The following is a 25,050-nucleotide window of genomic DNA, read 5'->3' on the forward strand; positions in this document are numbered from 1 at the left end:
CTTAGAAAATTTATTGTATGATTGGCTTCTTAGACTTAAAATTTAAATGCCGGGTGATAAAAAAATAGTGTCAACGTATATGGTCATGTGCATTGCCGGGCTTTTTGCGATATTTAGTACCACAATGGCTAAAAGTCCGGTTCTGCCCCTGTATGCCGCATATTTGGGGGTTGGGACATCAGGGATAGGGGTTATAGCCTCAATCTCGCCGATAGCCGGTATAACGTGCAGTATTCCGGCTGGAATACTTGCAAACAGGTACGGCAGTAAGAGGATGCTTCTTGTTGCCTCATGTGTTTTTTTTACAGCACCACTACTGTATCTATTATCACCAAATGTCGTGTATTTGTCGCTTGTAAGGTTCTATCACGGGCTGGCTACTGCTATCTTTATTCCTGTAGCCATGTCTGTTATCTCTGCATTACATGCTAACAGAAAGGGTGAGTTGCTGGGAACGTTTTCAAGCGCAACACTGACAGGAAGGTTTTTTGCGCCTATAGTGGGCGGCACTATAATTGGTTTTTTTGCAACAGAGCAGCGAATGGGTTTTAATGCAGTTTATGCGTTATGTTGTCTTAGCGGGCTGATTACAATGTTTTTAATTTTTAAACTGCCGGGGGATGGCCAAAATTTGGAGCCGCCAAAACGCACTGATATTATAAATATGCTGACAGAGTTATTGACACGCAAGGCAATACTGCTTGCAGCGGCAGTTGAAGCGGCGGTGCTTTTTTCCTATGGAACCTTTGAGACGTTTTTGCCGTTATATTTTCTAAGTAAAGGGTTTACCCCTTATAAGATAGGGGTGGTGCTTTCAGCTCAGATAATATCAGTGGCATTGACCAAACCGCTAATGGGAAGGATGTCCGATAAGCATGGCAGGGTTAATCAGATAATAGCAGGGCTTCTGTTATGTGCCTTATGTGCTGGGTCTATTAGTTTTGTAAACAGCTTTCTGAGCGGCTTAATAATAAGCATACTATTTGGTCTGTGCATTTCGGTTGTGACCTCAGCCACATCAGCGCTGGTAGCTGACATAAGCAGCAAAGAGCAATTAAGCTCATCAATGGGAGTGTTTGCCTCAGTGATGGACATAGGACACACGGCAGGACCTCTTGTATCAGGAATAGTTGCCGCATCCATTGGCTTAAACAGAGTGTTTTTTGTATCATCTGCAGTGCTTGTTGCTGCTCTTATAATGTTTAGCGCAAACAGGAGGAGATTCTCTGTATTTTAGAAGGTTCAAACAACGGTCTTACCCCAACGTATCTATAAATTTAACACGCTTACAAGTGACCTTTTGGAGGTTTCAGATAACCACTATTAAGAGTATGCAATTTTACCCTATAAACAGAGCTATTTCATGAATTTTTCGGGAAACTGCTTTACAATCCCATCCGCCAGGAGATCTGCTATTACAAACATATGCTCTTTCATTGTCTCCCATATCTTTGCCTCAGAAGCAAAATCTTTTTTGGAAAGATCGTCTATCTGTGCAATATGGTGACCTCCATGCGCAACCAGGGCTGAAAAAAGTGTATCTTTTGGCCAGTTAGGATTAGCTGAACTCAAGAAGGTTGCAAGCTCATCGGCATTCTTCGTTAACTTATCTACGGCTGCTTTTTGTGCTCCTTTTTTGCCTGCAAAAGTAGCATTCATATAATCTTTAACTGCACCATAATGTCCTGCAAAAAGCTTGAACAGCTTTTCGGAGGCATCTTTACCATAGTATGGGGTTATTGAGTCTCCAATAGCTTTAGCATTCTGAACAACCTGTTCCTCCGCAACTTTTGCGGCTGCCTTGTTACCATATTTTGTTGCAAATACCACATTCCTGACCCAAAATATATGTCCGGAATATAGGTCACGAAGGGCAAGCTTCACTTTAACACTTTGAGGTACTTCTGCTATTCCCTTCATGTCCTCTGCAAAAGACGGAACAGATGCAACAAACAATAGCACGCTGAAAACTATAGTCAGAATCGTAAATGCATGTTTTTTCATCTTTTCCTCCTTTTCTCTGTATTCAGGGTAAAATTGCATTTTTAATTATACCACATTATTCAAAACAAATAAACATATAAATTAGAATTGCCATAAGACACTGACTATAACAGTTAGATATGCACAGTTAGCCACAAGCCATAAGTTAAAGACGGTTGATGTGATATATAATGTCATTAATAAGCCAGCAATCCAAAAATTCATTGTACCCTACTTAGCATAAAAACTAATCTTATTCTTTTTACAAAACTCTGTAATGAATTCAACCTGGCTTTTGTAAAATTCCTTGTAAAATTTAAACTGACTCACTTTTTTGTTGTAATTGAGCCTCCCAAACCATATTTCATCTGTAAAGGATACGGCTTCAAGAATTTTTGCCAAATCCTGCCTGATTATGTTGGGAGTGGGGTATGGCTCAAGGCTTACCCAAGTTCTAAAACCCCTTTCCGAAAGCTGCCTTAACGCATCCAACCGATCTTTAAGGGCTGCCGCATAAGGTTCATAATCTTTCCTGAAACTCTCATCCAGGGATACAAGAGTTATCCCATATTCATTGTTTTTCGTTAAATCGTTGTATTGCATCGAATCCACCGGATAAATACCTTTTGTAAGAGTAGTACACGGGATACTCTGTTCATTAAGCCTCCTTATTATCTCAAGTGACAGACCGGCAATATCGTCATATCCGTACATAAACGGATCTGTCGAAAAACAAAGGTGAACATAACTGATTTTACTCTTTAGCTTTAGAACCTCCTTCTCAAGAAGTTCCAAAGCGTTTGACACTATTTTAGGCTTTCGCCAATCGTCGTAATCCTTTATCCTCCCTGCCCTTTTTTTGATAAGCATGGCATAACACGGATACAAACACCCGTGCGCACAACCCTCCACGTGGTTTATGCAGTAGCTACCGTGCTCCACAGCCGTTTTATAAAGCAGGGTTTTTCTCGTTATAGAATCCGTCATATATTTTATTTTTGCTTTTCTTTATCGTTGTTGGCAAGACTGGTTTTTAAATTTTACCAAGAACGCTATTATTAAAACGAAGAACGCAGTAATTTGAAAACATCATATAACTAATTGCGATTGCAAGGATTTTTTGGAGCCACCGAAGGGATTCGAACCCCCGACCAGCTGATTACAAATCAGCTGCTCTACCGAACTGAGCTACGGTGGCTTAGTGTTTACATTATATCATGTTTTTATTAAATTATTAAATACCCTTATTAAAATTTCAGTCAATTTTTTATGAGCAGGCCATAAGCCGGATTCTGTTTTATGTGGCCATTCATCTAAACTGAACGGTCGCCCGTCCACTTATGCGGTTGGTACCCGTTTGCCTTCCATATTTCTATGGAATTGGGTGGGCTGCCCAAAAAGCAAATCCTATTCCACCTTTCTCCAGAGGGGGTTTACAAACTCTCATCGTTACCGGTAAAAGCGGTGAGCTCTTACCTCGCCTTTTCACCCTTACCTCGTGGCTATTGACCACAGGCGGTATGTTTTCTGTTGCACTTTCCCTGGGGTTGCCCCCGGCTGCCGTTAACAGCCCTCCTGCCCTATGGAGCCCGGACTTTCCTCTCCCCCCGACATCTGCTCCTGCCAGAGGCAGTGACCACATGGCCTGCTCATAATAATTTATTTCTTCTTCTTAGCTTTGTCTCCTTTTTTAACTTCAACAGTTGAGCCCTTTTTGACCTCAACAGGTTGCTCTTTTATAATCTCAACCGGCTGTTCTTTTATTATCTCTATTGGTTGCTCCTTTTTTACCTCTGGCAATGTATCTTTCCTGATTTCAACTGGCTGCTCTACCTCAACCGGCGCCTCTTCAACCACTGGCATGGTCTCTTCAAACGGTTTTTCCTTTATGTGTTTAAAAAACACCGCACCAAGCGGAGGCAGTTGCACGGAAAGTGAAAACGGCCTGTTTTGCCACCACACATGATCGGCATGGAAACCACCCCAGTTACCGATGTTGCCACCCCAGTAGCGTTCCGAATCGCTGTTTAACACCTCTTTGTAAAATCCCTCAAATGGAACCCCTATTCTATAATTTAATCTCGGTACAGGCGTAAAATTAAACACGCAGATCATTACCTCATCCGTATTTTTTGACTTTCTCATAAACGACACTATACTGTTGCTGTAGTCGGTGAAATCTATCCACTCAAACCCCTCGTGGCTGAAATCCACCTCGTAGAGGGATCTTTCCTCTTTGTATATGTGGTTTAGATCTCTCATGAAGTTAAGCAGCTTCTGATGTGGCTCATACTCAAGCAAATGCCAGTCAAGACTGGTCTCAAAATTCCACTCCTTCCACTGCCCAAACTCCCCGCCCATAAACAAAAGTTTCTTGCCGGGCTGGGCATACATGTAGGCATAGAGAAGTCTCAGGTTTGCAAACTTTTGCCACATATCCCCTGGCATTTTATCCAGCATCGAGCGCTTCAGATACACCACCTCATCATGGGAAAGCACGTTGACAAAGTTTTCCGTAAAAGCATAAAGCAGTGCAAAAGTCAGATTATTATGGTGATAGCGCCTGTGAACCGGTTCCTTCTGAAAATACAGCAATATGTCATGCATCCACCCCATGTTCCATTTAAAGCTAAACCCAAGTCCTCCCAAATACGTCGGTCTTGACACCATAGGCCATGCCGTTGACTCCTCGGCTATTGTTAAAACTCCGGGATGATAGGCATGCACTACCTCGTTAAATCTCTTTAGCATTGCTATAGCCTCAAGGTTTTCCTTCCCTCCATATTGGTTAGGAAGCCACTCACCATGCTTTTTGGAATAATCAAGATACAGCATCGAGGCCACTGCATCCACCCTTAAGCCATCCAGATGGTATTTATCCAGCCAAAACAGTGCATTTGCTATTAAAAAGTTGGTGACCTCAACTCTGCCATAGTTAAAAATGAGAGTGCCCCACTCCTTGTGCTCACCGCGTCTTGGGTCGGCGTGTTCGTAAAGCGCCGTGCCATCAAAATAAGACAGTCCGTGAGAGTCCCTCGGAAAATGTGCTGGCACCCAGTCCATTATGACTCCTATCCCGTTTTGATGGCAGCAATCTACTAAGTACATGAAATCCTCAGGGGTTCCAAAGCGGCTTGTCGGAGCAAAGTACCCGACCGGTTGATACCCCCAGGATGCGTCCAGCGGATGCTCCGTTACGGGAAGCAGCTCTATGTGTGTATAACCAAGATCTCTTACGTATGAAACTAGTTGGTCAGCCATCTCGCGGTATGTAAGCCACCGCGGCATCCCATCCCCAGCTGCCTGTCTCCACGAGGCAAGATGTACCTCATAGGTGCTGCAGGGCTGTTCCAGCCAATTCTTCTTTGGTCTTTCCTCCATCCACGTATCATCATTCCACTTATACCTGTTTATGTCATAAACTATGGAGGCGCTTTTGGGCCGTACCTCAGCGTAAAACCCATACGGGTCAGCCTTTATCCCAATATAATTATTATACTTACCCTTTATCTCAAACTTATAAACATCGCCCTCCTGTAAGTCAGGTATAAATATCTCCCACACACCAAATGCGCCACGCAATCTCATCTGATGGCGTCTGCCATCCCAGTTGTTAAAATCCCCGATTACACTTACCCTTGCGGCATTAGGAGCCCAAACAGCAAAAAACACACCATTGATTCCGTTTATTTCCATAACGTGAGCGCCCAGCTTTTCATACTTCTTGTAGTGGGTTCCCTCGCTGCTTAAGTGCAGATCAAAATCGCTTAATATTGGCCAAAACGAGTATGGATCATCATACTCTAACTCCGTGCCGTCATCCAGCACAGCCTTCAGTCTGTATGGAAACACATTAGATTCTTTTTCCACTATAGCTTCATAAAAGCCCTCTGCCCTTACCTTTGTGCACTGATAGACCTTATTGTCATCTTTTCTAACTACATACAGCTCTCTGCTACCGGGCAGAAATGCTCTCACTGCTACAGCATCTTTATTTTCAAACTTAATCGGATGGGCACCTAAAATTGAAAACGGATCTGCATGACATGAACCAAGTATCGCATTAACATGCTCATTAAACTCCATCGTATAACCTCCTCACTGTTGCTCGCTTTATTTTATCAAACCATTAATCAGACGAATGGTGTTTTAACTACTCGCCGCTAATGATAACCTATTTGAGACTCTGTTGTCAACGAAAGCCTGCAGGCCAAAATCCGATTTTGATTTTAGAGCATAATATTAAAAACCCCTGTCTTTTCTATACTATGGAATGGCAAGATATTTCAGGGGATTTTCAGTGATTGTCCTCATGACCGACTGCTCGTCAAAGCCCAGACTGATTAGTCTTTTTGCAGCCTCCATAAGAGACATTGAGCCTCCCATGAGCACCCCCTTAGAGTCGGCAATGCGTCCTGTGGCAAGGGTGGTTTTGGCCTCCTTTACGGAGTCCGAGACAAGGATTATCTTTTCCGGCGGTTTTATTTTAAAAATAAGCTCGATAGTTTTTGGGTGAAGGTGGTTTTGGTCCCCAATAAGCTCTACATAAATATCCTTATTTATAAGGGCAAAACCCGTAAGCCCCGGCTCTCTGTGGTGAAATACCGGCATGGCATTAAATAAATGGGTAACTCCTGTGGCCCCAGCATAAAACCCCGCCTCTGCCTGTGAGTACGATGCCTCAGAGTGCCCCATGCTGACGATAACCCCACGTTTTACCACATGCTTTATTAACTCAATAGCGCCATCCAGCTCCGGTGCAATCGTTATAATTTTCACAATGTCTTCAAAACCCTCAACCAGCCTGTCAAAGATGTTAACATCGGGATAAATAAACGACTGTTTGTTTAGGGCCCCGCACTTAACGGGGTTAAGAAACGGCCCCTCAAGATTTACGCCAACTATTTTGGCCTGTGCTGTTACTTTGTCTTCCGACTCTGCCTTCTCCTGGATTTCCATTGCTCTTTTAACCGTCTCTATGTGAAGGCGCATGACTTCAACCTCGTCACTGTAAATTGTCGGCAGTATTTCAGTGACTCCGTGCTGAAAATGAACCTCAGACATACGGATAATCTGTTTGCGAGAGGCAGTTGACGTGTCAAAGCCGCCAATCCCATGTGTGTGGATGTCAAGCACTCTCATGCGGCAAAAATCCTCTTTTTTAGCATAGTAAAACATATTATACCAGTTATCAAACAAATCAGTCCTTCTGTGTATCTGCCCAAAAGCAGCATTCCGGTTGAAAGGGTAAGCCCATAGACAAACAGAGTTCCAAGCAACCAGTCAAAGACGGAGGTTTTTACTTTATTTAGCTTAATGCCAGCTCTGGTTAATTTCTCCTCCACCGGTTTCCAGCCAAAACCGCCAACCGGCACTCGCTTATAAAACTCAATCAGAGTGCTTTCGTCTGTGGGTTTTGTTAAGAGTGTAACCACAACCCACACTACGGTTGACGAGAATATTATGAAAAAAAGTTTCTGATAAAATGGGATGTCTCCGTAAAATATGTATATAGCGGAGGCTGAAATTGTGGATGCCGCCATGGCTGAGATTTCACTCCATGCGTTAACACGCCACCAGTACCACCGCATGATAAACACAAGCCCGGTGCCGCTGCCAAAGGCTATCAGAAACTTAAACGTTCCCTCAATTGTTGTTGCATAGTAGGTTACAACTGCGGTTACTCCGCTTAGAGCAAGCATAGATAGCCGGGTTACAAATATATAGTGTTTTTCCGTTGCGTTTTGTTTAACAAATCTCATATAAAAATCTTTCATAAAGTAAGCGCTGGAAAGATTCAAATACACGCCTACGGTTGACATAAAGGCGGCAAAAAATGAGGCAAACACTATACCTTTCAGGCCGCTTGGAAGAATATTCAAAGCCATAATCGGATACACGCTCTCGTGGTCTTTAATTGCCGGATATAAAATCAAAGAGGCAAGCGCCGCGATTATCCATGGCCAACTTCTTAGCGCATAATTTGCTACGTTAAAGAAAAACGTGGCGCCAATAGCGTCTTTTTCACTTTTACAGGAGGCCATTCGTTGCACGACCACGCCGCCCCCGTCCGATGAATACTTAGACCACCAGCTCATTCCCATGTAGGCAATAAACGTGAGAATCGGCAGGGATAAAAACCCACCGTCTATTGGCGGAGTAAAATCCATGAAGTGGTTGTTTCCGTACATGGCGTCTATCTTAGGTTTCAATTGGCTGAGGCCGCCCACCCTGTTTACTGCATACACGGCCACTATGATGGCTCCAGTTTGTGCAAGCACAAATTGAAAAAAATCCGTGACAATAACCCCCCAGTACCCGGAAAGCAGGGAATACACGATGGTTACGGAACTTGAGATGAGTATTGCTGTCCACTTACCCCAGCCAAGTGTGGCATCAAGAATTTTAGCCATTGCAAGTATCACCTGAGCTTTAATTATGGTGTGTAATAACAGGGAAAAATATAACGCCTTCCATCCCCTTAGTGTAGAGGCTGCACGGCCTGAGTAGCGCATCTCGGTAAGCTCCACATCAGTCATAACACCAGCTCGTTTCCAAAACTGTGCAAACACGATAACAGAAAGCATCCCTGTCATGAGAAAACACCACCACTGCCAGTTTTCGTATATCCCCTTGGTTCTGACAAGTGCTGTTATATAGAGTGGGGTGTCCGATGAAAACGTAGTTGCAACCATTGAAGTCCCAGCCAGCCACCACGGGAGTTTTCTGCCGGAGAGAAAAAACTCCTCCGTTGATGAGGATGCTTTTTTGGTAAAATAAAGCCCCAGCACCAAAGATATTAGCATGTAAGCGGCTACAACAAGCCAATCAATTATACTTAATCGCATGGCAGTTATTGTAACAATAAATTGTATGTTGCTGCCCTAATTTTTAGAAGCTTTCGTGTTATGCCGACGATACGGTTTATAAATATAATTGATTTGACTTTTTCTACCCTTTGGGATAAGGGACTACTACTTTTAACCTCAAATGCAATTTAAATTTTTAAGTGCCTTCTGTTAAACTATACTTAGGAGGTGTCACATGATATTTGCAAGAATTACAGTTAATCTTGGCCAAATGAATGGTGTTCCGTGTATAAGAGGATTACGCATACCAGTAGCAACTATAGTTGGTATGATTGCTGACGGCATGAATGAGGATGAAATTTTAGACGCTTTCCCGGATTTAGAGCATTCAGATATTCAAGAGGCTCTAAGGTATGCCTCTTATGCTGTTACTGAACGAGAGATACCTTTAGTAACAACCGTGTAAGATTTCTAATAGACAATGCACTGTCGCCATTAATTGCAGACGGGTTAAATAAGGCAGGCCATGACGCAGTCCATGTGAGAGATTTAGGGCTGCATTGCGCTGATGACACTATTATTTTTGACAGAGCCGTTAAGGATAACCGTATTATTGTCTCTGCTGACACTGATTTCGGGACACTGTTAGCTCTTAAAAGTGACAGAAAGCCCTCTGTTGTCCTGTTTAGAAGAAGCACTGAGCGGAGACCGAATGTACAAATAATGCTTTTACTTATGAATCTTCCAGCCATTCAAAATGCTTTAGAAGAGGGAAGTATAGTCGTTTTTGAACAAGCCCGCATTCGAATTCGTTCCCTGCCAATAATACCAAGTAGCTTCCAAAACGGTAATATAATGGTTCAGAAAAAGAACTGGATCCCGCATCAAGTGCGGGATGACAAAGAGGTGCAATCCCTTTATCTGTCATTTCTGCGGAGGCAGGAATCCAGTTTTTTATTTATATCTTTGAGCGCAACTTGGTATAAATGGTGGTTTAGTGCTGTGCTTTCAAGATGTATTAACTTAAAATGGTGGATTCTTATATGAAATGCCCGTCAAAGAATGATATATATTAATAATTGATACTTTTGTATTCTATTGCAAAATATTATTGGTTGTGGCTAAAGTTGCCTGGTTTAAAGAAGTTCAAAAAACTCGTTGACGGTAAGTCCTGCTTGTCTTATAATTGCCCGTAGTGTTCCTCTACTAATTCCAGATTATCCTCCGGTACTGAGTGCCCATCCTCGTTTAATGTTTCAATGTAATGGTCTATAGCTTCTTTGATATTCTCAAGCGCTTCATTTTTTGTAGTTCCCTGACTTATACATCCCGGTAGAGACGGACACTCTGCTACCCAAAATCCATCTTCCCCTGGATAGATGATTACTTGCCTCATCTATGACTTCCCCTTACCTGGATTTCATACTGAAAAGGCGGCGGCCGGATTCGAACCGGCGCATAAAGGTTTTGCAGACCTCTCCCTTAGCCACTTGGGTACGCCGCCACATAGCTCCCAAAAGACTATTGTAACATATTTTTGTTTTTTTTCAACCAAAAAAATAATTGTTGTTTTAGGTCTGACCCGCATGTAATGTCGGCGTTAAATTTTATTTATTGCTGTAAAAATGTTAAAATAATAGCGTTTTTACGTTATAACACAAAAGGAGGGTTAGTGAGCTGATGTCAAAGAGCTATGATATAGGGGTAATTGCCGGTGATGGGACAGGACCTGAGGTCATCAGAGAAAGTGTAAAGGTGCTGAGGGCTGCTGCGCAGCGTTTCGGCTTTAGCCTGAACTTTGTTGAGTACGATTTTGGGGGCACGCGGTATCTTAAAACCGGAGAGGTGTTACCAGAGAGCGCTGTGGGTGAATTAAGGAAATTTAAGACGCTCCTTCTTGGCGCCATAGGCCACCCCGATGTTAAACCCGGTATTTTAGAGAAGGGAATTCTGCTTCGCCTGCGCTTTGAACTTGATATGTATATAAACCTGAGACCAGTAAAACTCTTTCCCGGTGTTGAGTGTCCGCTTAAGGACAAAACCCCTGCCGATATAGATTTTGTCGTCGTAAGAGAAAACACAGAGGGGCTTTATGCCGGTGCAGGCGGATTTTTCAAAAAAGGAACACCCGATGAGGTAGCCGTTCAGGAATCCATAAACACCAGAAAAGGCGTTGAGCGCTGTATCAGATACGCATTTGAGTACTGCAAAAAGAGAAACATCGGAAATAAACTAACCCTTTGCGGTAAGACTAACGTGCTCACTTATGCCTTTGACCTGTGGGAGAGGGCTTTTTACGAGGTAGCAAAGGAATACCCCGGAATTAAGGCAGACTATGCCCATGTGGATGCTATCACTATGTGGTTTGTTAAAAATCCGGAATGGTTTGACGTTATCGTAACAGACAACATGTTTGGAGATATAATAACCGACCTTGGCGCTATGATTCAGGGCGGCATGGGTATTGCCGCGGGGGGCAATATAAACCCTGAAGGTACCTCCATGTTTGAACCCATTGGAGGGTCGGCTCCAAAATATACGGGTAAAAACATCATAAATCCGCTTGCCGCAATCTGTGCCGGTGGTCTTTTGCTTGACTATCTGGGAGAGGCTGAGGCAGGCAAAACCATTGAAAACGCCGTCATGCACGTTACCGGAGAGCGCCTTAAAAGTCTTGCCGCCGGAAATATGGGATTTTCCACCTCCGAGGTAGGCGATATGGTTGCCAATTGTTTGTAGGTGTTTTACATATTTATTGACTTATATAGAAAGAAACTATTACAATGTGCAAGTAAATGATTTTAAGGAATCGGCATTTAGTTTCAGACAAAAAGGTATCTGGCAAAGCCATATATGAGCAAGAAAAAGGCAGCCACTGGAGGCAACCATGAACGAAAACTTCATAAAGGATTTAATGGCGCTATACAGCAACCCTATATTTAAGGGTGCTTTTACGGATTATCTGGTGAGAATGCAGCAGGACGGGATGGAGGCAGCACGTAAGTACTGGATGGGTTCCTCCGATAAAAGCGCTCTGTTTGGCGGAGGGGCTGATATATTTGAAAAGATGGTGGATTTCTACTCCGGCCTGGGATTTATCAGCCGTAAAAAATACGATGAAGTATTGGAGGAAAACGAAAAACTCAGAAAGGAAAATGCTTTCCTGAGGGATGTTATTCAGAAGATGAATTTAAAGGTGTTTGAGGAGGGCAGCAGGACGTTTCAGGAGGCGTGGAAATCGGCATTAGACAAGCAGTTGTCTGTAAGCACGGAATTAGCGAAGTCATTTTTTGAAATACTAAAGGATACAAAGTAAAAAGGCTGCACTCAGGTGGCCAAAAATTAAAATGCGAGGAGGACAAACTCAATGGAAGAAAGCTCTTTTTTCTTCGACGCCTTGCTAAAGGCACAGAAGGAATTTATGAACAACTGGCTAAGCGCAGGCGCTAATATGCAAAAGGTATTTTCCCCGGGCGCCAGTGGACAGAACGCAAACCCTCATGATGTTTTAGGTATGTACAATACGTGGCTTAAAACTGTCGGAGGTTCATTTGATGAAATGATGAAAATGTACCCAGCCGGTGTAGGTAAAGATACGGTGTCAAAACTATTCAGAGGGTTTGACTCATATATGAAGTTTTACGACTTTTGGTTGCCGGTAATAAAGGCCATTCAGGAGAACACCTTTGATCCGGAAAACTACAAAGACCTTCTGGATTCATCTAAGTATAAGGAATTGCTAGATAAAATGCTGGGCTTTTCAGGGCCTGACTCTGCAAAAGAGTTTTTTGGCAATGCCTCAGGGATGATAGAGACATGGGGGGCAGCAGCCCAGAATTTTGTCCACCCGTGGATGGACTCGATACAGAAGAATTTTAATATAGTGCTTGATGCCTCCTCGGCAGCCGATCCAAATGCCAGCATGAATTTGTTTCATAATCTTTACGGAGCATTTGAAAAGACTTTTGGCAAGGTATTTAAAACCCCTCAGGTGGGTAAAGACAGAGAGAAGATGGAACTGTTGCTCAGGACTATGGACCTCTACTCGGTTTACATAGCGAAGAACGCAGAGTTCCAGCACAAGATGTACATAGCAGGCGAGGCCGCTATGCGTAAGGTTGTAGAGTCGCTGGCACAGAAAATAAAAGCAGGCGAGGAAATTAAGGGCTACAACGATTTCTACAAAATCTGGGCTGATATTAACGAGGCTGAGTACTTTGAGCTCTTTAACACAGAGGAATTTTCAGTAGTTCAGGGCTCCCTTCTTGAGTCTGCTCTTGAATTCAGAAAACAGTACCACAAACTCATAGAAATGAACCTTTCTGACCTGCCAATTCCTGTTCGTTCTGAGATGGATGACGTGTATAAGACCATTTATGACTTAAAGAAAAGGCTGCGTGCACTTGAAAAGAATGCCAATATCAAAACCGTAATCGTAAAGGAGGGTGAATAATAATGAAGGCACCTTTTTTGACATTTGACTCAAAAAATGCAACAAAAGAAATGTTTGATCTCGGACAGAAAATGATTAAAGGGGCCGAGACAATAATGGGCATTGAGGAGATAGACGTAGGAGCATCACCGAAAGAACTTGTTTTTCAGCAGGACAAGATGAAGCTCTACCACTATGTAAGAAAAGACAAGCCCAGCTGCGGTGTGCCGGTACTTATTGTGTATGCTTTGGTCAATAAGGAGTATATGCTTGACTTACAGCCTGACAGAAGTATCGTAAAGAAACTCCTTGACCACGGTCTTGATCTTTACATTATAAACTGGGGCTATCCAACTAAGGCAGACAGATATATTGGCCTTGACGACTATATAAATGTTTATATGAGCGATGCGGTTGACTTTATCAGGGAAAGCTCAAATAACGACAAGATTAACCTGATGGGTATATGTCAGGGCGGTACATTTTCAACTATGTTTTCGGCGATATATCCGGAGAAAGTTAAAAACCTCATTACGCTTGTAACGCCTATAGATTTCTCTATAAAGAAGGGATTGCTCTTTAACTGGTCAAAGAACATAAACCCTGACACTCTGATTGACGCATACGGCGTGGTGCCGGGAGATTTCCTTAATTCCGGATTTCTAATGCTTATGCCTATAACCCTGAACGTTGGCAAATACATCGGCATGTTGGACGTTGTTGGGGAAAAGGAAAAACTCCTTAATTTCCTCCGCATGGAAAAGTGGATATTTGACAGCCCCGACCAGGCCGGAGAATGCCTTAGACAGTTTATCAAAGACATGTACCAGGGCAATAAGCTTGTCGCTGGTGGCTTAAAGATTGGAGACAAGGACGTTAACCTTAAAAAGATAACGATGCCTCTTTTAAATATTTACGCAAGCGGCGATCACATTGTACCCCCTGCCGCTACCAAACCGCTTAATGACCTCGTAAGCAGCACAGACAAAGAATTGTATGAGTTTAAGGGCGGTCACATTGGAGTGTTTGTAGGAGCTAAATCACAGAAAGAATTAGCGCCTGCTATTTCCGACTGGCTGCATAAAAGAGCAGACGGTAAACCTCATAAAAAAGCTAAGTAGTTAAGTAAGGGAAAGGACTCTGTCCTTTCCCTTAACCCTACTCCCCTAAAGGGGATTCCCCTGCTGCAAGGGGTTTTGAACCCCTTAACCCCATGTTTTTTGCTAATGTTAAGGAGGTTGTTATAGATGTTATATCCTTTTTTATTTAAAAGCAAATTTCTGGTTAAAAGTATATTAAAGAAAAACCCCATGGATAAATACTCAGGGGAAATTGACTCATATTTTAATCAATTTGCAAAGAAATATCTCCTCCTGTGCAAAAAATCACAAGGTAACAAATCCAACGGTTCTGTCATACTTATAAACAGCCCGTTATACATGGCCTATGGCTTGCACATGGAGTCACTTATGGGAAGGTTTTTGGAAAATCTGGGGTTTAAGATTATTTTTTTAACTAAATATGAAAATAAAAACCTCTCTGACGTAATTCACAAAAAAATTCATGGCTTTAGCGAGGTCATATATTTACAGGATTTTATGTCATACACTCTGCCTAAGGAGGCTCAGACAATTCTCAGTACAGTCATGAAAATGACAACCCTTTCTGAAATTAAGCAAATTCGATACAAAAGCATTCCCATAGGTCTTCACGCTTTAGCCTCTTACGACGGTACTCTTCCAACAGGAGACATTAGTGGAAATCAGGAGTTTTTTACACAAATATTCAACAACTTAAAATACTCCCTGATGGCTGCCGGTGCTGTTGAGGGTATTCTTGATAAAATAAGACCATTGAAGGTTTTAAGTGTTGAAAAGAGTAACATCGGAAACTGCGAATTGTTTTATGAGGCGATACACAGAGGGATTGACTACGTGTTGTGGTCAAGTTGCCATGAACCAAATTCTCTCATGTTAAAACGTTACAATGTTAAAAACCACCGTGCACATCCTTTTTCTGTCTCTGAAAAGACATGGTTTCAGGTTCTCACTGACAGAGCTGACCACACCGATGTTGTTCATAATATTTTTAAGAATGGCTATTTAAACGGACGGTGGTTTGAGTATAAAAAACTTGCCGCTGATAAAGTCCTCTTAGAAAAGGATGAGATTATTAAAAAGTATGGATTGGACCCTGTTAAAAAGACAGCAATAATTTTTTCTCACATTCTTGATGATGCAAATCTTTTTTTTGGCGAGGACATCTTTTCAAATGGTTTTTCAGAATGGCTTGTTAAGACAGTTGAGACAGCCGGTGAAAACAAAAACATAAATTGGCTTCTGAAATTGCATCCGGCTAATGTTTATCGCCGCAGTTTTCAAGCCTATAGCGGCGAATATGGAGAAATACTGGCTGTAAAAGAGGCACTTGGTAAAGTACCTGACAATATAAAAGTGGTACTGCCGGATACCGATATAAACCCTTATTCATTTTTTCAAACGGCAGACTATGGCGTTACTGTAAGGGGCACAGTGGGGGCGGAACTGCCGTGTTTTGGCATACCGGTACTTACGGCAGGAACCGGACGGTATTCCAACAAGGGATTTACCGTAGATTCTGATTCAGTTTCAGCGTATCTGCAAAAAATAAAAAACATTCACGATATAGCGCCGCTTTCTAAATCTGAAACAGCGCTAGCTGTTAAACATGCCTGGCTTTTTTTCATTGACCGACCTGCAAAATATGATACCCTGATGACTGACATATTTCCATATACCACAGGGCATCCTCTGTTTAGGGATATTAACATGACCGATACAAATGTTTTTGATAACAAACAGTTTTTAAACATCGTAAGATTTATCGCATTTTCCACCGACGAGGATTTCCTCTCTTCACGTAATTATTAAACACATCCGATTGACATTTTAGCGCTTATAATTTATATTACGCCAATGAGAATCCTACACCTAAGCACCTATGACACACACGGCGGCGCTTCAAGAGCGGCATACAGAATCCACAAGAGCTTGCCAGGAGCAGGTGTTGAATCCTCTATGCTGGTAAGCAGGAAATTTAGCTCTGATGATGACGTATATGTTTTGAAATCACAAAGATCAGATATATCTCTAAAACACAGAATACTGTCAAAAATAGAGAGATTACCAGTCAAATTTTACAATGATTCACAGAATTTCTCTTTTCCTCTTTTTCAGGAAAAACTAAAAAACTCCGTGCTTGTAAACTCTGCCGATATTGTCAATCTACACTGGATTCTGTATGGCTTCGTACGCCCGGATTTTTTAGCTGACTTGAAGAAACCTATTATTTGGACACTTCACGACATGTGGCCTTTTACGGGAGGATGCTTCTATTGTGGGGAATGTTCTAAATATGAGGACAAATGCGGTAATTGTCCAGTTTTAAATAGTAAACATCCCAGAGACCTTTCATACTGGGGGATGAAGTTTAAGAAAAGATGTTGGGACAATATAGACTTAACGATTGTCTCACCAAGTAGATGGTTGGGGCAATGTGCTCAAAAAAGCACACTTTTTAAAGATAAAAACATTAGAATAATACCATATGGAATTGATACAGACGTGTTCAAGCCGATACAAAAAGAGACCGCCAGAGAAATTTTAAAGCTACCTCCTGACAAAAAAATAATCTCACTGGGCGCTGTTGTTACAACTGATAAACGTAAAGGATATCAGTATCTTACGGAGGCAGTACGAAACAATCAGTGCAATTTCGATGTCTTAACCTTTGGGATGCAAGATAAAAATAACCAGCTTAATATTAACACTACAGTATATGATATGGGCTTTGTAAAAAATGATACGTTACTTTCACTAATATATTCGGCTTCGGATTTAATGGTTGTACCGTCTGTGTATGAAAACCTCCCGCAAACTGCCATTGAAGCAATGGCCTGTGCAACACCAGTTGTTGCCTTTAATGCCACAGGTCTGCCAGATGTTGTTGAACACAAGAAAACCGGTTATTTAGCGCAGCCATATGATGCCAATGATTTATACAACGGTATTGCATGGGTACTTGAAGACGAAAACAGATTAAACGAACTGTCAAGTAATGCAGTTGAGCGGGTTAAGACTAATTTCACGTATGCTGTCCAGTCTGAAAGATATGTTGAACTCTATAAAGAGATACTATCCTAAGTTAAGTTTGGATACTTTTCCCACTAACTGCTATAATAGTGTTCAATAATGTATGTATGATAGAAACTTTACTTTGCTCTTAAGGAGGCTTCAGAGTTGAAAATAGCAATAACCGGACTTGTAAACTCCGGGAAAACCACCATATTTAATGCGCTAACTGGCCTGAGCCTTGAGACGTCCATATATCCCTCAACACCCTCTGAGCCACATCCCGGGCTTGTTAAAGTGCCAGATATCAGAATTGATACCCTTTCTAAAATCTATAAACCCAAAAAAACCACGTACTCAACCGTAGAGTACACAGACTTTATCGGAATATCAAAGGGCGGACTGCTTCAAAACAGAAAATCATTTGACGCTATAAAAGACGCTGACGCTCTTGTTGAAACCATCAGGGTGTTTAAGGATGAGGCAGTTGTCCATCAGGAAAACTCAATAGATCCGGTTCGTGACGCTATAAATGTAGAGATGGAGCTGATTTTTGCGGACTTTGACCTGGTAGAAAAACGTATCACCAAAATGGAGGATGGCTCTAAGCGGGGTAAAAAACCCGATGAGACAGAAATGAAGCTGCTTCTTAAGTGCAGAGATCTTCTTGAGAAAGAAATTCCACTCAGAGCCGCCGGGTTTTCAGAAACCGAACTTAAAGGACTCCGCCACTTGCAGTTTGTCTCAATAAAGCCTAAAATAATTGTCCTTAATATGGGCGAGGGCGATGCAGAGCCTGTGGACATAGTGTCACAGATAAGCCAAAAACTCAAACTCCCGCCACAGTTTATAATGCCGGTTTATGGCAAAATCGAGATGGAAATAGTGCAGCTCCCACCTGATGAAGCTAAGGAGTTTCTTGATGAGTTAAAAATAGAAGAACCGGCTCTTAATAAATTAATACGTGCCAGTTATTCTTTACTTGGGCTGATTTCTTTTTTAACCTCAGGACAGGACGAGGTGCGGGCATGGACCATTAGAGGCGGCTCTACAGCGCTTGAAGCCGCAGGCAAAATTCACTCCGACATCGAAAGAGGTTTCATCCGGGCTGAAGTCGTCTCCTACACAGATTTCATGGCCGCAGGCACAATGGCTGACGCCCGTAAGGCAGGCACTGTGCGTCTTGAAGGGAAAAATTATGTTGTAAACGATGGAGATATTGTAAATTTTCGTTTTAATGTGTAAAATTAACTCATTTATGCAACCGGAGTTGCAGCTTTTGCCAAAAAACATGGTTTTAAGCTATAATTCCTCTGTATGATTTGTACTAAATTAACGAGTGGATGGGTGTACCTCAGGCAGAGGTGGCGGCACAAGCTGTCAGGCACCCTGTAGAGGAGTATAAATGAAAGCATTGATATTGACAAACGAATATCCACCGAATGTTTACGGCGGCGCCGGTGTGCATGTAGAATACCTCAGCCGTGAAATGTCTAAACTTATTGATGTCGAGGTACGGTGTTTTGGCACTCAGGACTCAGGCACTAAAAATTTAAAAGTAAAAGGCTATGGTTTTGACCCAAAATTGTTTGAAAATACCGACAAACAACTAAAGTCTGTCTTTACCGCCCTCTACAACTGTGTGATGATGAACTCAACACCTGTGGATGCAGATGTTATTCACTGCCACACATGGTACACACATTTTGGCGGTGTTACGGCAAGGAAATCCTATAATATCCCTCTTTTTATAACTACGCATTCACTTGAACCCCTAAGGCCATGGAAACGTGAACAGCTTGGCCACGGTTATGAAATGTCCTTGTGGATTGAAAACACTGCACTTAACATGGCTGATTCCATTGTTGCCGTTTCTGAGGGAATGAAACAGGATATAATAAGGCTTTTTGATATAGATGAAAAAAAGATTACCGTAATCTATAATGGTATTGACACTGATGAGTATAAGCCCACACAGTCTGAAGATGTACTGGCAGAGTACGGCATAGACCCCGACAAGCCTTATGTACTGTTTGTAGGCAGAATTACCAGACAAAAGGGCATAATGCATCTTGTAAATGCCATCCCTTATATAAACGATGAGGTACAGATAGTGTTGTGCGCCGGGCAGCCTGACACACCGGAAATTAAGGCTGAAATGGAGGCCGGTGTCAAGAAAATTCAGGAAAAGCGGAAAAATGTTATCTGGATTCAAAAAATGGTACCTAAGCCGCATATAATTCCCATTTACTCACATGCCTCGGTTTTCTGCTGTCCGTCCATATATGAACCCTTCGGAATCATAAATCTTGAGGCTATGGCCTGCTCAATTCCGGTTGTGGCTACAGCTACTGGCGGCATTGTAGAGATATTACAGGATGGAGTGACCGGCTATCTGGTTAACCTGGAACAGCTTAAGGAGTGTCCCTTTGAACCTGTTGAACCAAATGTGTTTTCAAAGGACCTTGCAAATGCTATAAACAAAATTCTTGATGATAAAACGCTCAGGCTAAAGATGGGATTATCTGGCAGGACACGGGCTGAGCAGCACTTTAGCTGGAAAACTATTGCAAGGGAAGTCGTTGATTTATATAGTAAATTTATATAACAGACCTGTTTTTGTTAATTTTTGTTGACTAAATAGCGCAGTGCGGAGGATTCAGGATGAATGCTGTTTTAATTAAACCCTTTGTGATAGAGGCGATAGTGCCGTCAGTGGATGGCGGTAAGTTTCCTGTAAAACGGGAGGTCGGGGAAACTCTTGTAGTGACGGCTACTGTTTACAGGGACGGCCACGATGTCACTCGGGTAAATCTTAAATATAAGGAAAAATACGGCGATAAAACGTGGCAGACTGTCGAGATGGAATCAATTAACTCAGGCCTTGATTTATGGCGGGGGGCTTTTTTACTTGATAAAAACACAAGATATATTTATACCATAGAGGCATACACGGACACTTACCAGTCATGGCTTAAGGATACAACGAAAAAATTTACGGCTGGAGCCGATATTGCAAGTGAACTAACAGAGGGAGAGATTTTTATAAAATCTCTCATAGATGAAAGTGTCCCGGACGATGAGAAATCGTACATAAACGGGATTCTTGCCCTTATAGGCAAGAAAAAAAACCAGAAGGACAAGCTTACAATAATGTCAGATGCGGTTCTGACAGACTTTGTCACGATGTATGAGAAAAAGCCTGATTTAACTGTTCATGAACCCTTTCTTGAAGTAGTGGCAGACCGGGAGCGGGCTCGTTATGCCGCGTGGTATGAGATATTTCCGCGCTCTCAGGGAAATAAGCCCGGCAAAAGTGCCACGTTTAAAGACTGCATTAAGAGGCTTCCTGAGATAAAAGAAATGGGCTTTGATGTCTTATACCTTACTCCGATTCATCCCATTGGGGTTACAAAACGAAAGGGGCCAAATAACAGCTTAAATCCTACAGAGCTGGATCCGGGCTGTCCGTATGCGATAGGGAGCACTCTTGGCGGCCATAAGGCAGTGGAGCCCGGGCTTGGCACGTTAAAGGATTTTGATGAGTTGGACAAAGCCTGCAAAAAAATGGACATGGAAATAGCGCTTGACTTTGCCATTAACTGCTCCCCAGACCATCCGTACGTTAAGGAGCATCCAGAGTGGTTTTTTAAGCGCCCTGACGGCTCGATTAAATATGCCGAAAATCCTCCTAAAAAGTACGAGGACATCTACCCGCTTAATTTCTACGCCCCGGGGGATGCACAAGAAATGCTTTGGACAGAGATGAAAAGCATACTTGAATTTTGGATTAAACACGGCGTACGGATATTCAGAGTGGACAACCCGCACACTAAACCGATACCGTTTTGGCATTGGTTGATTACTGAGCTGCAACGCCAATACCCTGATGTGATATTTCTTGCTGAGGCCTTTACACGGCCTCCCATGATGAGGATGCTTGCCAAAGTTGGTTTCTCACAGTCCTACACCTACTTTACATGGAGGAACTTTAAAGGGGAAATTACTGAGTATTTTACGGAGCTTACCCACTCAGAAAGTGCCGAATATATGAGGGGAAATTTGTTTGCAAACACACCGGATATTTTACCCCGGATTTTACAAATAGGCAGCAGACCTGCCTTTAAAATGCGCTTTGTTTTGGCTGCCACACTGTCCTCAGTCTATGGCATATACAGCGGGTATGAGCTTTGTGAAAACACCGCCATTACAGGTAAAGAGGAATATTTTGACTCCGAAAAGTATGACTATAAAGTATGGGACTGGGACAGAGCCGGTAATATCAAGGATTTTATTACAAAAATTAACCGGATACGGCGAGAAAACGAAGCTTTGCATAATTACAAAAATTTGCGTTTCTATCACGCAGATAATGAAAATATTTTATTTTATGGAAAGACTGATACGAATAATAAAAATATTATTCTCTGTGCAGTTAACCTTGACCCCTTTAACACACACAGCAGCAAACTAACGATTCCCATTGAACAGTTTGGCATAGCACACGATGAAACGTATGAGTTGCAGAACCTTATAAACGGAGAACGTACGCCAATTAGAGGGCAGGAGTATTTTGTTACTTTAAATCCCGACTGGGAGCCAGGCTTTATATATAAAGTGAATCGTTGGGTTCATACGGAGGATAAGTTTGATTATTTCAATATGTAAAGTGTTAGTAATAGCTGGTGCTCTGTGGTAGTGGACGCCTTTAGCTATATCGGGGATATAGTAAGCAACAGAGGGTTGATTTTTGAGCTAACCATGAGAGATTTTAAGTCTAAGTATCTTGGATCTTATTTAGGTCTTATTTGGGCTTTTATCAATCCTATGGCATATGTTGTGATTTTATGGTTTGTTTTTTATCTTGGTTTTAAAAGTTCAACAGTTGGGAACATTTCTTTTTTCCATTGGCTTATAGCGGGAATAGTGCCGTGGTTTTTTATTTCTGACAGCTTATCCAGTGCTGCTCTCTCTATTGTTGACTATAGTTTTTTAGTAAAGAAGGTTGTCTTTAGGATTAGTCTGCTTCCACTGGTCAGAATTCTGTCGGCACTGTACGTGCATCTGTTTTTTCTTGTTTTAGTCCTTCTGATTTATCTTATCTCAGGGTGCAGTCTTGATTGGCATGTGTGCCAGTTGCCATACTATCTTTTTGCTGCAGTTGTGCTTGTTACAGGAGTGTCGTGGATAACGTCATCGGTCACAATCTTTTTCCGGGATATGGGACAGATAGTCAATATGCTCTTACAGTTTCTGTTTTGGTTAACGCCCATATTTTGGCAAATTAAAATTATACCGGTGAAGTTCGTGTTGTTTTTAAAGCTCAATCCAGCTTATTATATAGTACATGGTTACAGAAACTGTTTAATTAACAGAGTGTGGTTTTGGGAGGAGGGATTGCTCACGATTTATTTCTGGGTGGTAGTCGTTTTAGTTTTCTTTATAGGTGCATTTCTTTTTAGGAGGCTGCGTCCTCATTTCGCAGATGTGATATAAGCGACCATGAATACACTTGCATATAAAGGGAGTACGGTTTTGACGGAAAATGCTCATATTCCCGGCGATTTCGCATCAGAACTGTCGGATTGCCAGTCAGAAGAAACAGCCATAAGGGCCGTAGGCATTTCTAAGGTCTATAAACTTTATAAGAGAAAATTAGACAGGCTTAAGGAGTCACTCCATCCATTCAGAAAGAAATATCATGTTGATTTCTATGCGCTGAGAGATGTTTCATTTGAGTTAAAAAAGGGGCAGACCATAGGTATAATTGGTAAAAACGGAGCCGGTAAATCAACGCTGCTTCAGGTTTTAACAGGAGTGTTAACGCCAACCACAGGGGTAGTGTATCGAACCGGCAGGATATCCGCACTGCTTGAGCTTGGTGCTGGTTTTAATCCGGAACTGACAGGCCTTGAAAACGTTTACTTTAACAGCACTCTTATGGGTTATTCTAAAAAGGAAATAGATGAAAAGATAGATGACATCGTAAGTTTTGCAGAAATTGGCGACTTTGCAGACCAGGCGGTAAAAACATACTCAAGCGGGATGTTTGTGAGGCTTGCCTTTGCCGTAGCAATAAACATAGACCCGGACATCCTTATCGTGGATGAGGCGCTAAGTGTTGGAGATATACGATTTCAGCAAAAATGTTTCAGACGCTTCAGGGAATTCAAAGAACAGGGTAAAAGTATAATCTTTGTTTCCCATGACATGGGAGCGGTTAAAAACTTTTGCGACATTGCCGTGTGGCTTAAAGATGGGTCAATACACCACTTCGGAGACCCGATATTAGTCAGTAAACACTATTTCTCTTTTATGTGTTACGATTCACTAACTACAGGGGATGACACTACTAAGGAAACCCAGACCATCGACACTAAAAGCGATACCAGTGAAAACGACTCTATGTGGGAGGATGTAAGCGGATACTCTTCATTTGGTGAGGGTGGGGCAGAAATAGAGCGGGTTACACTTATCAACAGAAAAACCGGTGAACGAGTTGATGCTTTAAATGGAGGAGAGGATGTTTGTTTTATAGTTGAGGGCAGGGCAACACAACCAATAGCCCATCCAGGCATAGGAATAATTCTTAAGGATATCTACGGTAATTTCATGTTTACTGTTAACAACTACATGTATAACATTTCGATAAAGCCGTTAAACCCGTCCGACAAAATAAGGGTAGAATTTAACTTTGTGTTTCCAAAGCTAAAAAATGGCCACTATACTTTTACAGCCTCCATATCAGACGGCACCCTTGAGACCCATATTCAGAACCACTGGGTGCATGATGCCTACCTGGTACGGCTTGTCAATAACGACATCCGCTACAAAATGGGCTGCTACGTTATCCTTGACGATGTTGATATGAAAGTTGACTTCAAATAGACAACTCGTACTAATTAGCTCTCAAAAAGTAAATTAACCACAAACAAATAAACCACAGATTAGGATTATTTATCTGTGGCTAAAATTTTTTAATGGTATCATACCACGTAGCAGTCAGAAGTATAATTCCAATTGTAAATCAAATATGAAATAATACACTAATACCAAGTGGCAATCTAATAAGTATTATGCTATACTATCTCTAAAAAAAGAACATGGGGGTAGTGATGATGAAAAAGACGAAAGTGTTAGAACATCTGACAGCAGTAGAGATAAAGGAGAAGCTAAGGGAGACCACAGGGTTTTGGCGCGTACAGAAATGGTTGGTAATACTGAATGCACTGATAGCGCCGAGGTCAGCCAAAGAGATAGCTCTTCATATTGGAGTGGCAGAACAGACAGTACGCAATCTGACATCCCAATATAATCGTTTAGGGCCTAAAATACTTGATGGACCAGGGAAAGGTGGAAGACGCAATTTCTATTTGACAACAGAGAGAGAAAAAGCACTTTTAGAACCATTTATTGAAAGAGCACTTACCGGTAAGATAGCTACTGCTAAAGAAATTAAGGAAGTTTTTGAGCAGACTTTGGGTCACCCAATTCATAAAACGACAATCTATAGGATTCTTAAGAGAAATGGTTGGAGAAAAATAGTTCCAGGACCATTTCATGTGCAGGCAGATAAAGAGAAACAGGAAGAGTTTAAAAAAAATTTAGAGAAAAAGTAGATACTATCTTACAGGACAGAGACCCTAAAGATAAGCGTCCAGTGATAGTGATGGCACAGGATGAGGACCTTTTTGGTCGTATAAATAATGCTCGTAGA

The 25,050-nt window shown here is 42.0% G+C and carries 21 protein-coding genes, 2 tRNA genes and 1 other RNA gene; 15 read left to right on the forward strand and 9 right to left on the reverse strand.

Translation table 11 applies throughout. From position 1 onward, the window contains the following. Positions 1-46 precede the first annotated feature (46 nt). A complete protein-coding gene (locus HQK88_14405; GenBank protein ID MBF0617994.1) occupies positions 47-1,237 on the forward strand; it encodes an MFS transporter in 1,191 nt (396 codons plus the stop codon). Between the two features lie 119 nt (positions 1,238-1,356). Here the strand turns inward: HQK88_14405 and HQK88_14410 are convergent, their stop codons facing one another. The 7 genes from HQK88_14410 to HQK88_14440 form a co-directional block, all read right to left on the reverse strand. Continuing rightward, on the reverse strand, positions 1,357-2,004 hold the full coding sequence (locus tag HQK88_14410; protein MBF0617995.1) for a hypothetical protein: 648 nt from the start codon (positions 2,002-2,004) through the stop codon (positions 1,357-1,359). Between the two features lie 210 nt (positions 2,005-2,214). Further along, positions 2,215-2,970 carry a radical SAM protein gene (locus HQK88_14415; protein MBF0617996.1) on the reverse strand — a complete coding sequence of 252 codons (756 nt, stop codon included), beginning with the start codon at positions 2,968-2,970 and terminating at the stop codon, positions 2,215-2,217. Between the two features lie 134 nt (positions 2,971-3,104). Beyond that, positions 3,105-3,181: transfer RNA gene (locus tag HQK88_14420), tRNA-Thr, on the reverse strand. 68 nt (positions 3,182-3,249) lie between these two features. Continuing rightward, positions 3,250-3,635, reverse strand: an RNA gene (rnpB, locus tag HQK88_14425) — RNase P RNA component class A. Between the two features lie 7 nt (positions 3,636-3,642). Beyond that, on the reverse strand, positions 3,643-6,069 hold the full coding sequence (glgB, locus tag HQK88_14430) for a 1,4-alpha-glucan branching protein GlgB (GenBank protein ID MBF0617997.1): 2,427 nt from the start codon (positions 6,067-6,069) through the stop codon (positions 3,643-3,645). 180 nt (positions 6,070-6,249) lie between these two features. Continuing rightward, the gene (locus tag HQK88_14435) at positions 6,250-7,182 is read right to left on the reverse strand and encodes a hypothetical protein (protein ID MBF0617998.1); all 933 of its coding nucleotides are present in this window, start codon (positions 7,180-7,182) and stop codon (positions 6,250-6,252) included. Next, positions 7,122-8,789 (reverse strand): Na+:solute symporter, encoded by a 1,668-nt coding sequence (locus HQK88_14440; protein ID MBF0617999.1) that lies wholly within the window; start codon positions 8,787-8,789, stop codon positions 7,122-7,124. Before HQK88_14440 ends, HQK88_14435 begins: the two co-directional genes overlap by 61 nt. Before the next feature lie 238 nt (positions 8,790-9,027). Between HQK88_14440 and HQK88_14445 the strand changes: the two genes are divergently transcribed. Then, positions 9,028-9,258 carry a DUF433 domain-containing protein gene (locus tag HQK88_14445; GenBank protein MBF0618000.1) on the forward strand — a complete coding sequence of 77 codons (231 nt, stop codon included), beginning with the start codon at positions 9,028-9,030 and terminating at the stop codon, positions 9,256-9,258. An 8-nt stretch (positions 9,259-9,266) separates the two neighbouring features. After that, positions 9,267-9,839 carry a DUF5615 family PIN-like protein gene (locus HQK88_14450; protein MBF0618001.1) on the forward strand — a complete coding sequence of 191 codons (573 nt, stop codon included), beginning with the start codon at positions 9,267-9,269 and terminating at the stop codon, positions 9,837-9,839. Positions 9,840-9,972: 133 nt separating this feature from the next. Here the strand turns inward: HQK88_14450 and HQK88_14455 are convergent, their stop codons facing one another. Together HQK88_14455 and HQK88_14460 are read right to left on the reverse strand one after the other, a co-directional pair. Next, the gene (locus tag HQK88_14455; GenBank protein ID MBF0618002.1) at positions 9,973-10,188 is read right to left on the reverse strand and encodes a type II toxin-antitoxin system HicB family antitoxin; all 216 of its coding nucleotides are present in this window, start codon (positions 10,186-10,188) and stop codon (positions 9,973-9,975) included. Positions 10,189-10,223: 35 nt separating this feature from the next. After that, positions 10,224-10,296: transfer RNA gene (locus tag HQK88_14460), tRNA-Cys, on the reverse strand. A 176-nt stretch (positions 10,297-10,472) separates the two neighbouring features. Here HQK88_14460 and HQK88_14465 point away from each other — a divergent pair. The 12 genes from HQK88_14465 (at position 10,473) to HQK88_14520 (ending at position 24,952) form a co-directional block, all read left to right on the forward strand. Then, positions 10,473-11,531 (forward strand): 3-isopropylmalate dehydrogenase, encoded by a 1,059-nt coding sequence (locus HQK88_14465; protein MBF0618003.1) that lies wholly within the window; start codon positions 10,473-10,475, stop codon positions 11,529-11,531. 148 nt (positions 11,532-11,679) lie between these two features. Beyond that, the gene (locus tag HQK88_14470) at positions 11,680-12,108 is read left to right on the forward strand and encodes a hypothetical protein (protein ID MBF0618004.1); all 429 of its coding nucleotides are present in this window, start codon (positions 11,680-11,682) and stop codon (positions 12,106-12,108) included. Between the two features lie 51 nt (positions 12,109-12,159). After that, on the forward strand, positions 12,160-13,245 hold the full coding sequence (locus HQK88_14475; GenBank protein MBF0618005.1) for a hypothetical protein: 1,086 nt from the start codon (positions 12,160-12,162) through the stop codon (positions 13,243-13,245). Between the two features lie 2 nt (positions 13,246-13,247). After that, positions 13,248-14,345 (forward strand): class III poly(R)-hydroxyalkanoic acid synthase subunit PhaC, encoded by a 1,098-nt coding sequence (phaC, locus tag HQK88_14480; GenBank protein ID MBF0618006.1) that lies wholly within the window; start codon positions 13,248-13,250, stop codon positions 14,343-14,345. Positions 14,346-14,471: 126 nt separating this feature from the next. Beyond that, the gene (locus HQK88_14485) at positions 14,472-16,133 is read left to right on the forward strand and encodes a hypothetical protein (GenBank protein MBF0618007.1); all 1,662 of its coding nucleotides are present in this window, start codon (positions 14,472-14,474) and stop codon (positions 16,131-16,133) included. Positions 16,134-16,178: 45 nt separating this feature from the next. After that, the gene (locus tag HQK88_14490) at positions 16,179-17,405 is read left to right on the forward strand and encodes a glycosyltransferase family 4 protein (protein MBF0618008.1); all 1,227 of its coding nucleotides are present in this window, start codon (positions 16,179-16,181) and stop codon (positions 17,403-17,405) included. A gap of 96 nt (positions 17,406-17,501) precedes the next feature. Next, positions 17,502-18,578: a redox-regulated ATPase YchF gene (ychF, locus tag HQK88_14495; protein ID MBF0618009.1), complete on the forward strand. Its 1,077-nt coding sequence runs from the start codon at positions 17,502-17,504 to the stop codon at positions 18,576-18,578. A 160-nt stretch (positions 18,579-18,738) separates the two neighbouring features. Continuing rightward, entirely contained in the window at positions 18,739-19,941 is a 1,203-nt protein-coding gene (gene glgA / locus HQK88_14500; protein MBF0618010.1) for a glycogen synthase, read from the forward strand. 56 nt (positions 19,942-19,997) lie between these two features. Next, complete coding sequence (locus HQK88_14505) at positions 19,998-22,001, forward strand: alpha-1,4-glucan--maltose-1-phosphate maltosyltransferase (protein ID MBF0618011.1); 2,004 nt, start codon at positions 19,998-20,000, stop codon at positions 21,999-22,001. Positions 22,002-22,094: 93 nt separating this feature from the next. Beyond that, positions 22,095-22,829 (forward strand): ABC transporter permease, encoded by a 735-nt coding sequence (locus HQK88_14510; protein MBF0618012.1) that lies wholly within the window; start codon positions 22,095-22,097, stop codon positions 22,827-22,829. Positions 22,830-22,835: 6 nt separating this feature from the next. Then, positions 22,836-24,221 carry an ABC transporter ATP-binding protein gene (locus HQK88_14515; GenBank protein MBF0618013.1) on the forward strand — a complete coding sequence of 462 codons (1,386 nt, stop codon included), beginning with the start codon at positions 22,836-22,838 and terminating at the stop codon, positions 24,219-24,221. A 227-nt stretch (positions 24,222-24,448) separates the two neighbouring features. Further along, positions 24,449-24,952, forward strand: coding sequence for a winged helix-turn-helix domain-containing protein (locus HQK88_14520; protein MBF0618014.1), 504 nt, complete (start codon positions 24,449-24,451; stop codon positions 24,950-24,952). The last annotated feature ends 98 nt before the right edge of the window (positions 24,953-25,050 follow it).

It is taken from the genome of Nitrospirota bacterium (assembly GCA_015233895.1).
Classification (GTDB): Bacteria; Nitrospirota; Thermodesulfovibrionia; order Thermodesulfovibrionales; family Magnetobacteriaceae; genus Magnetomonas.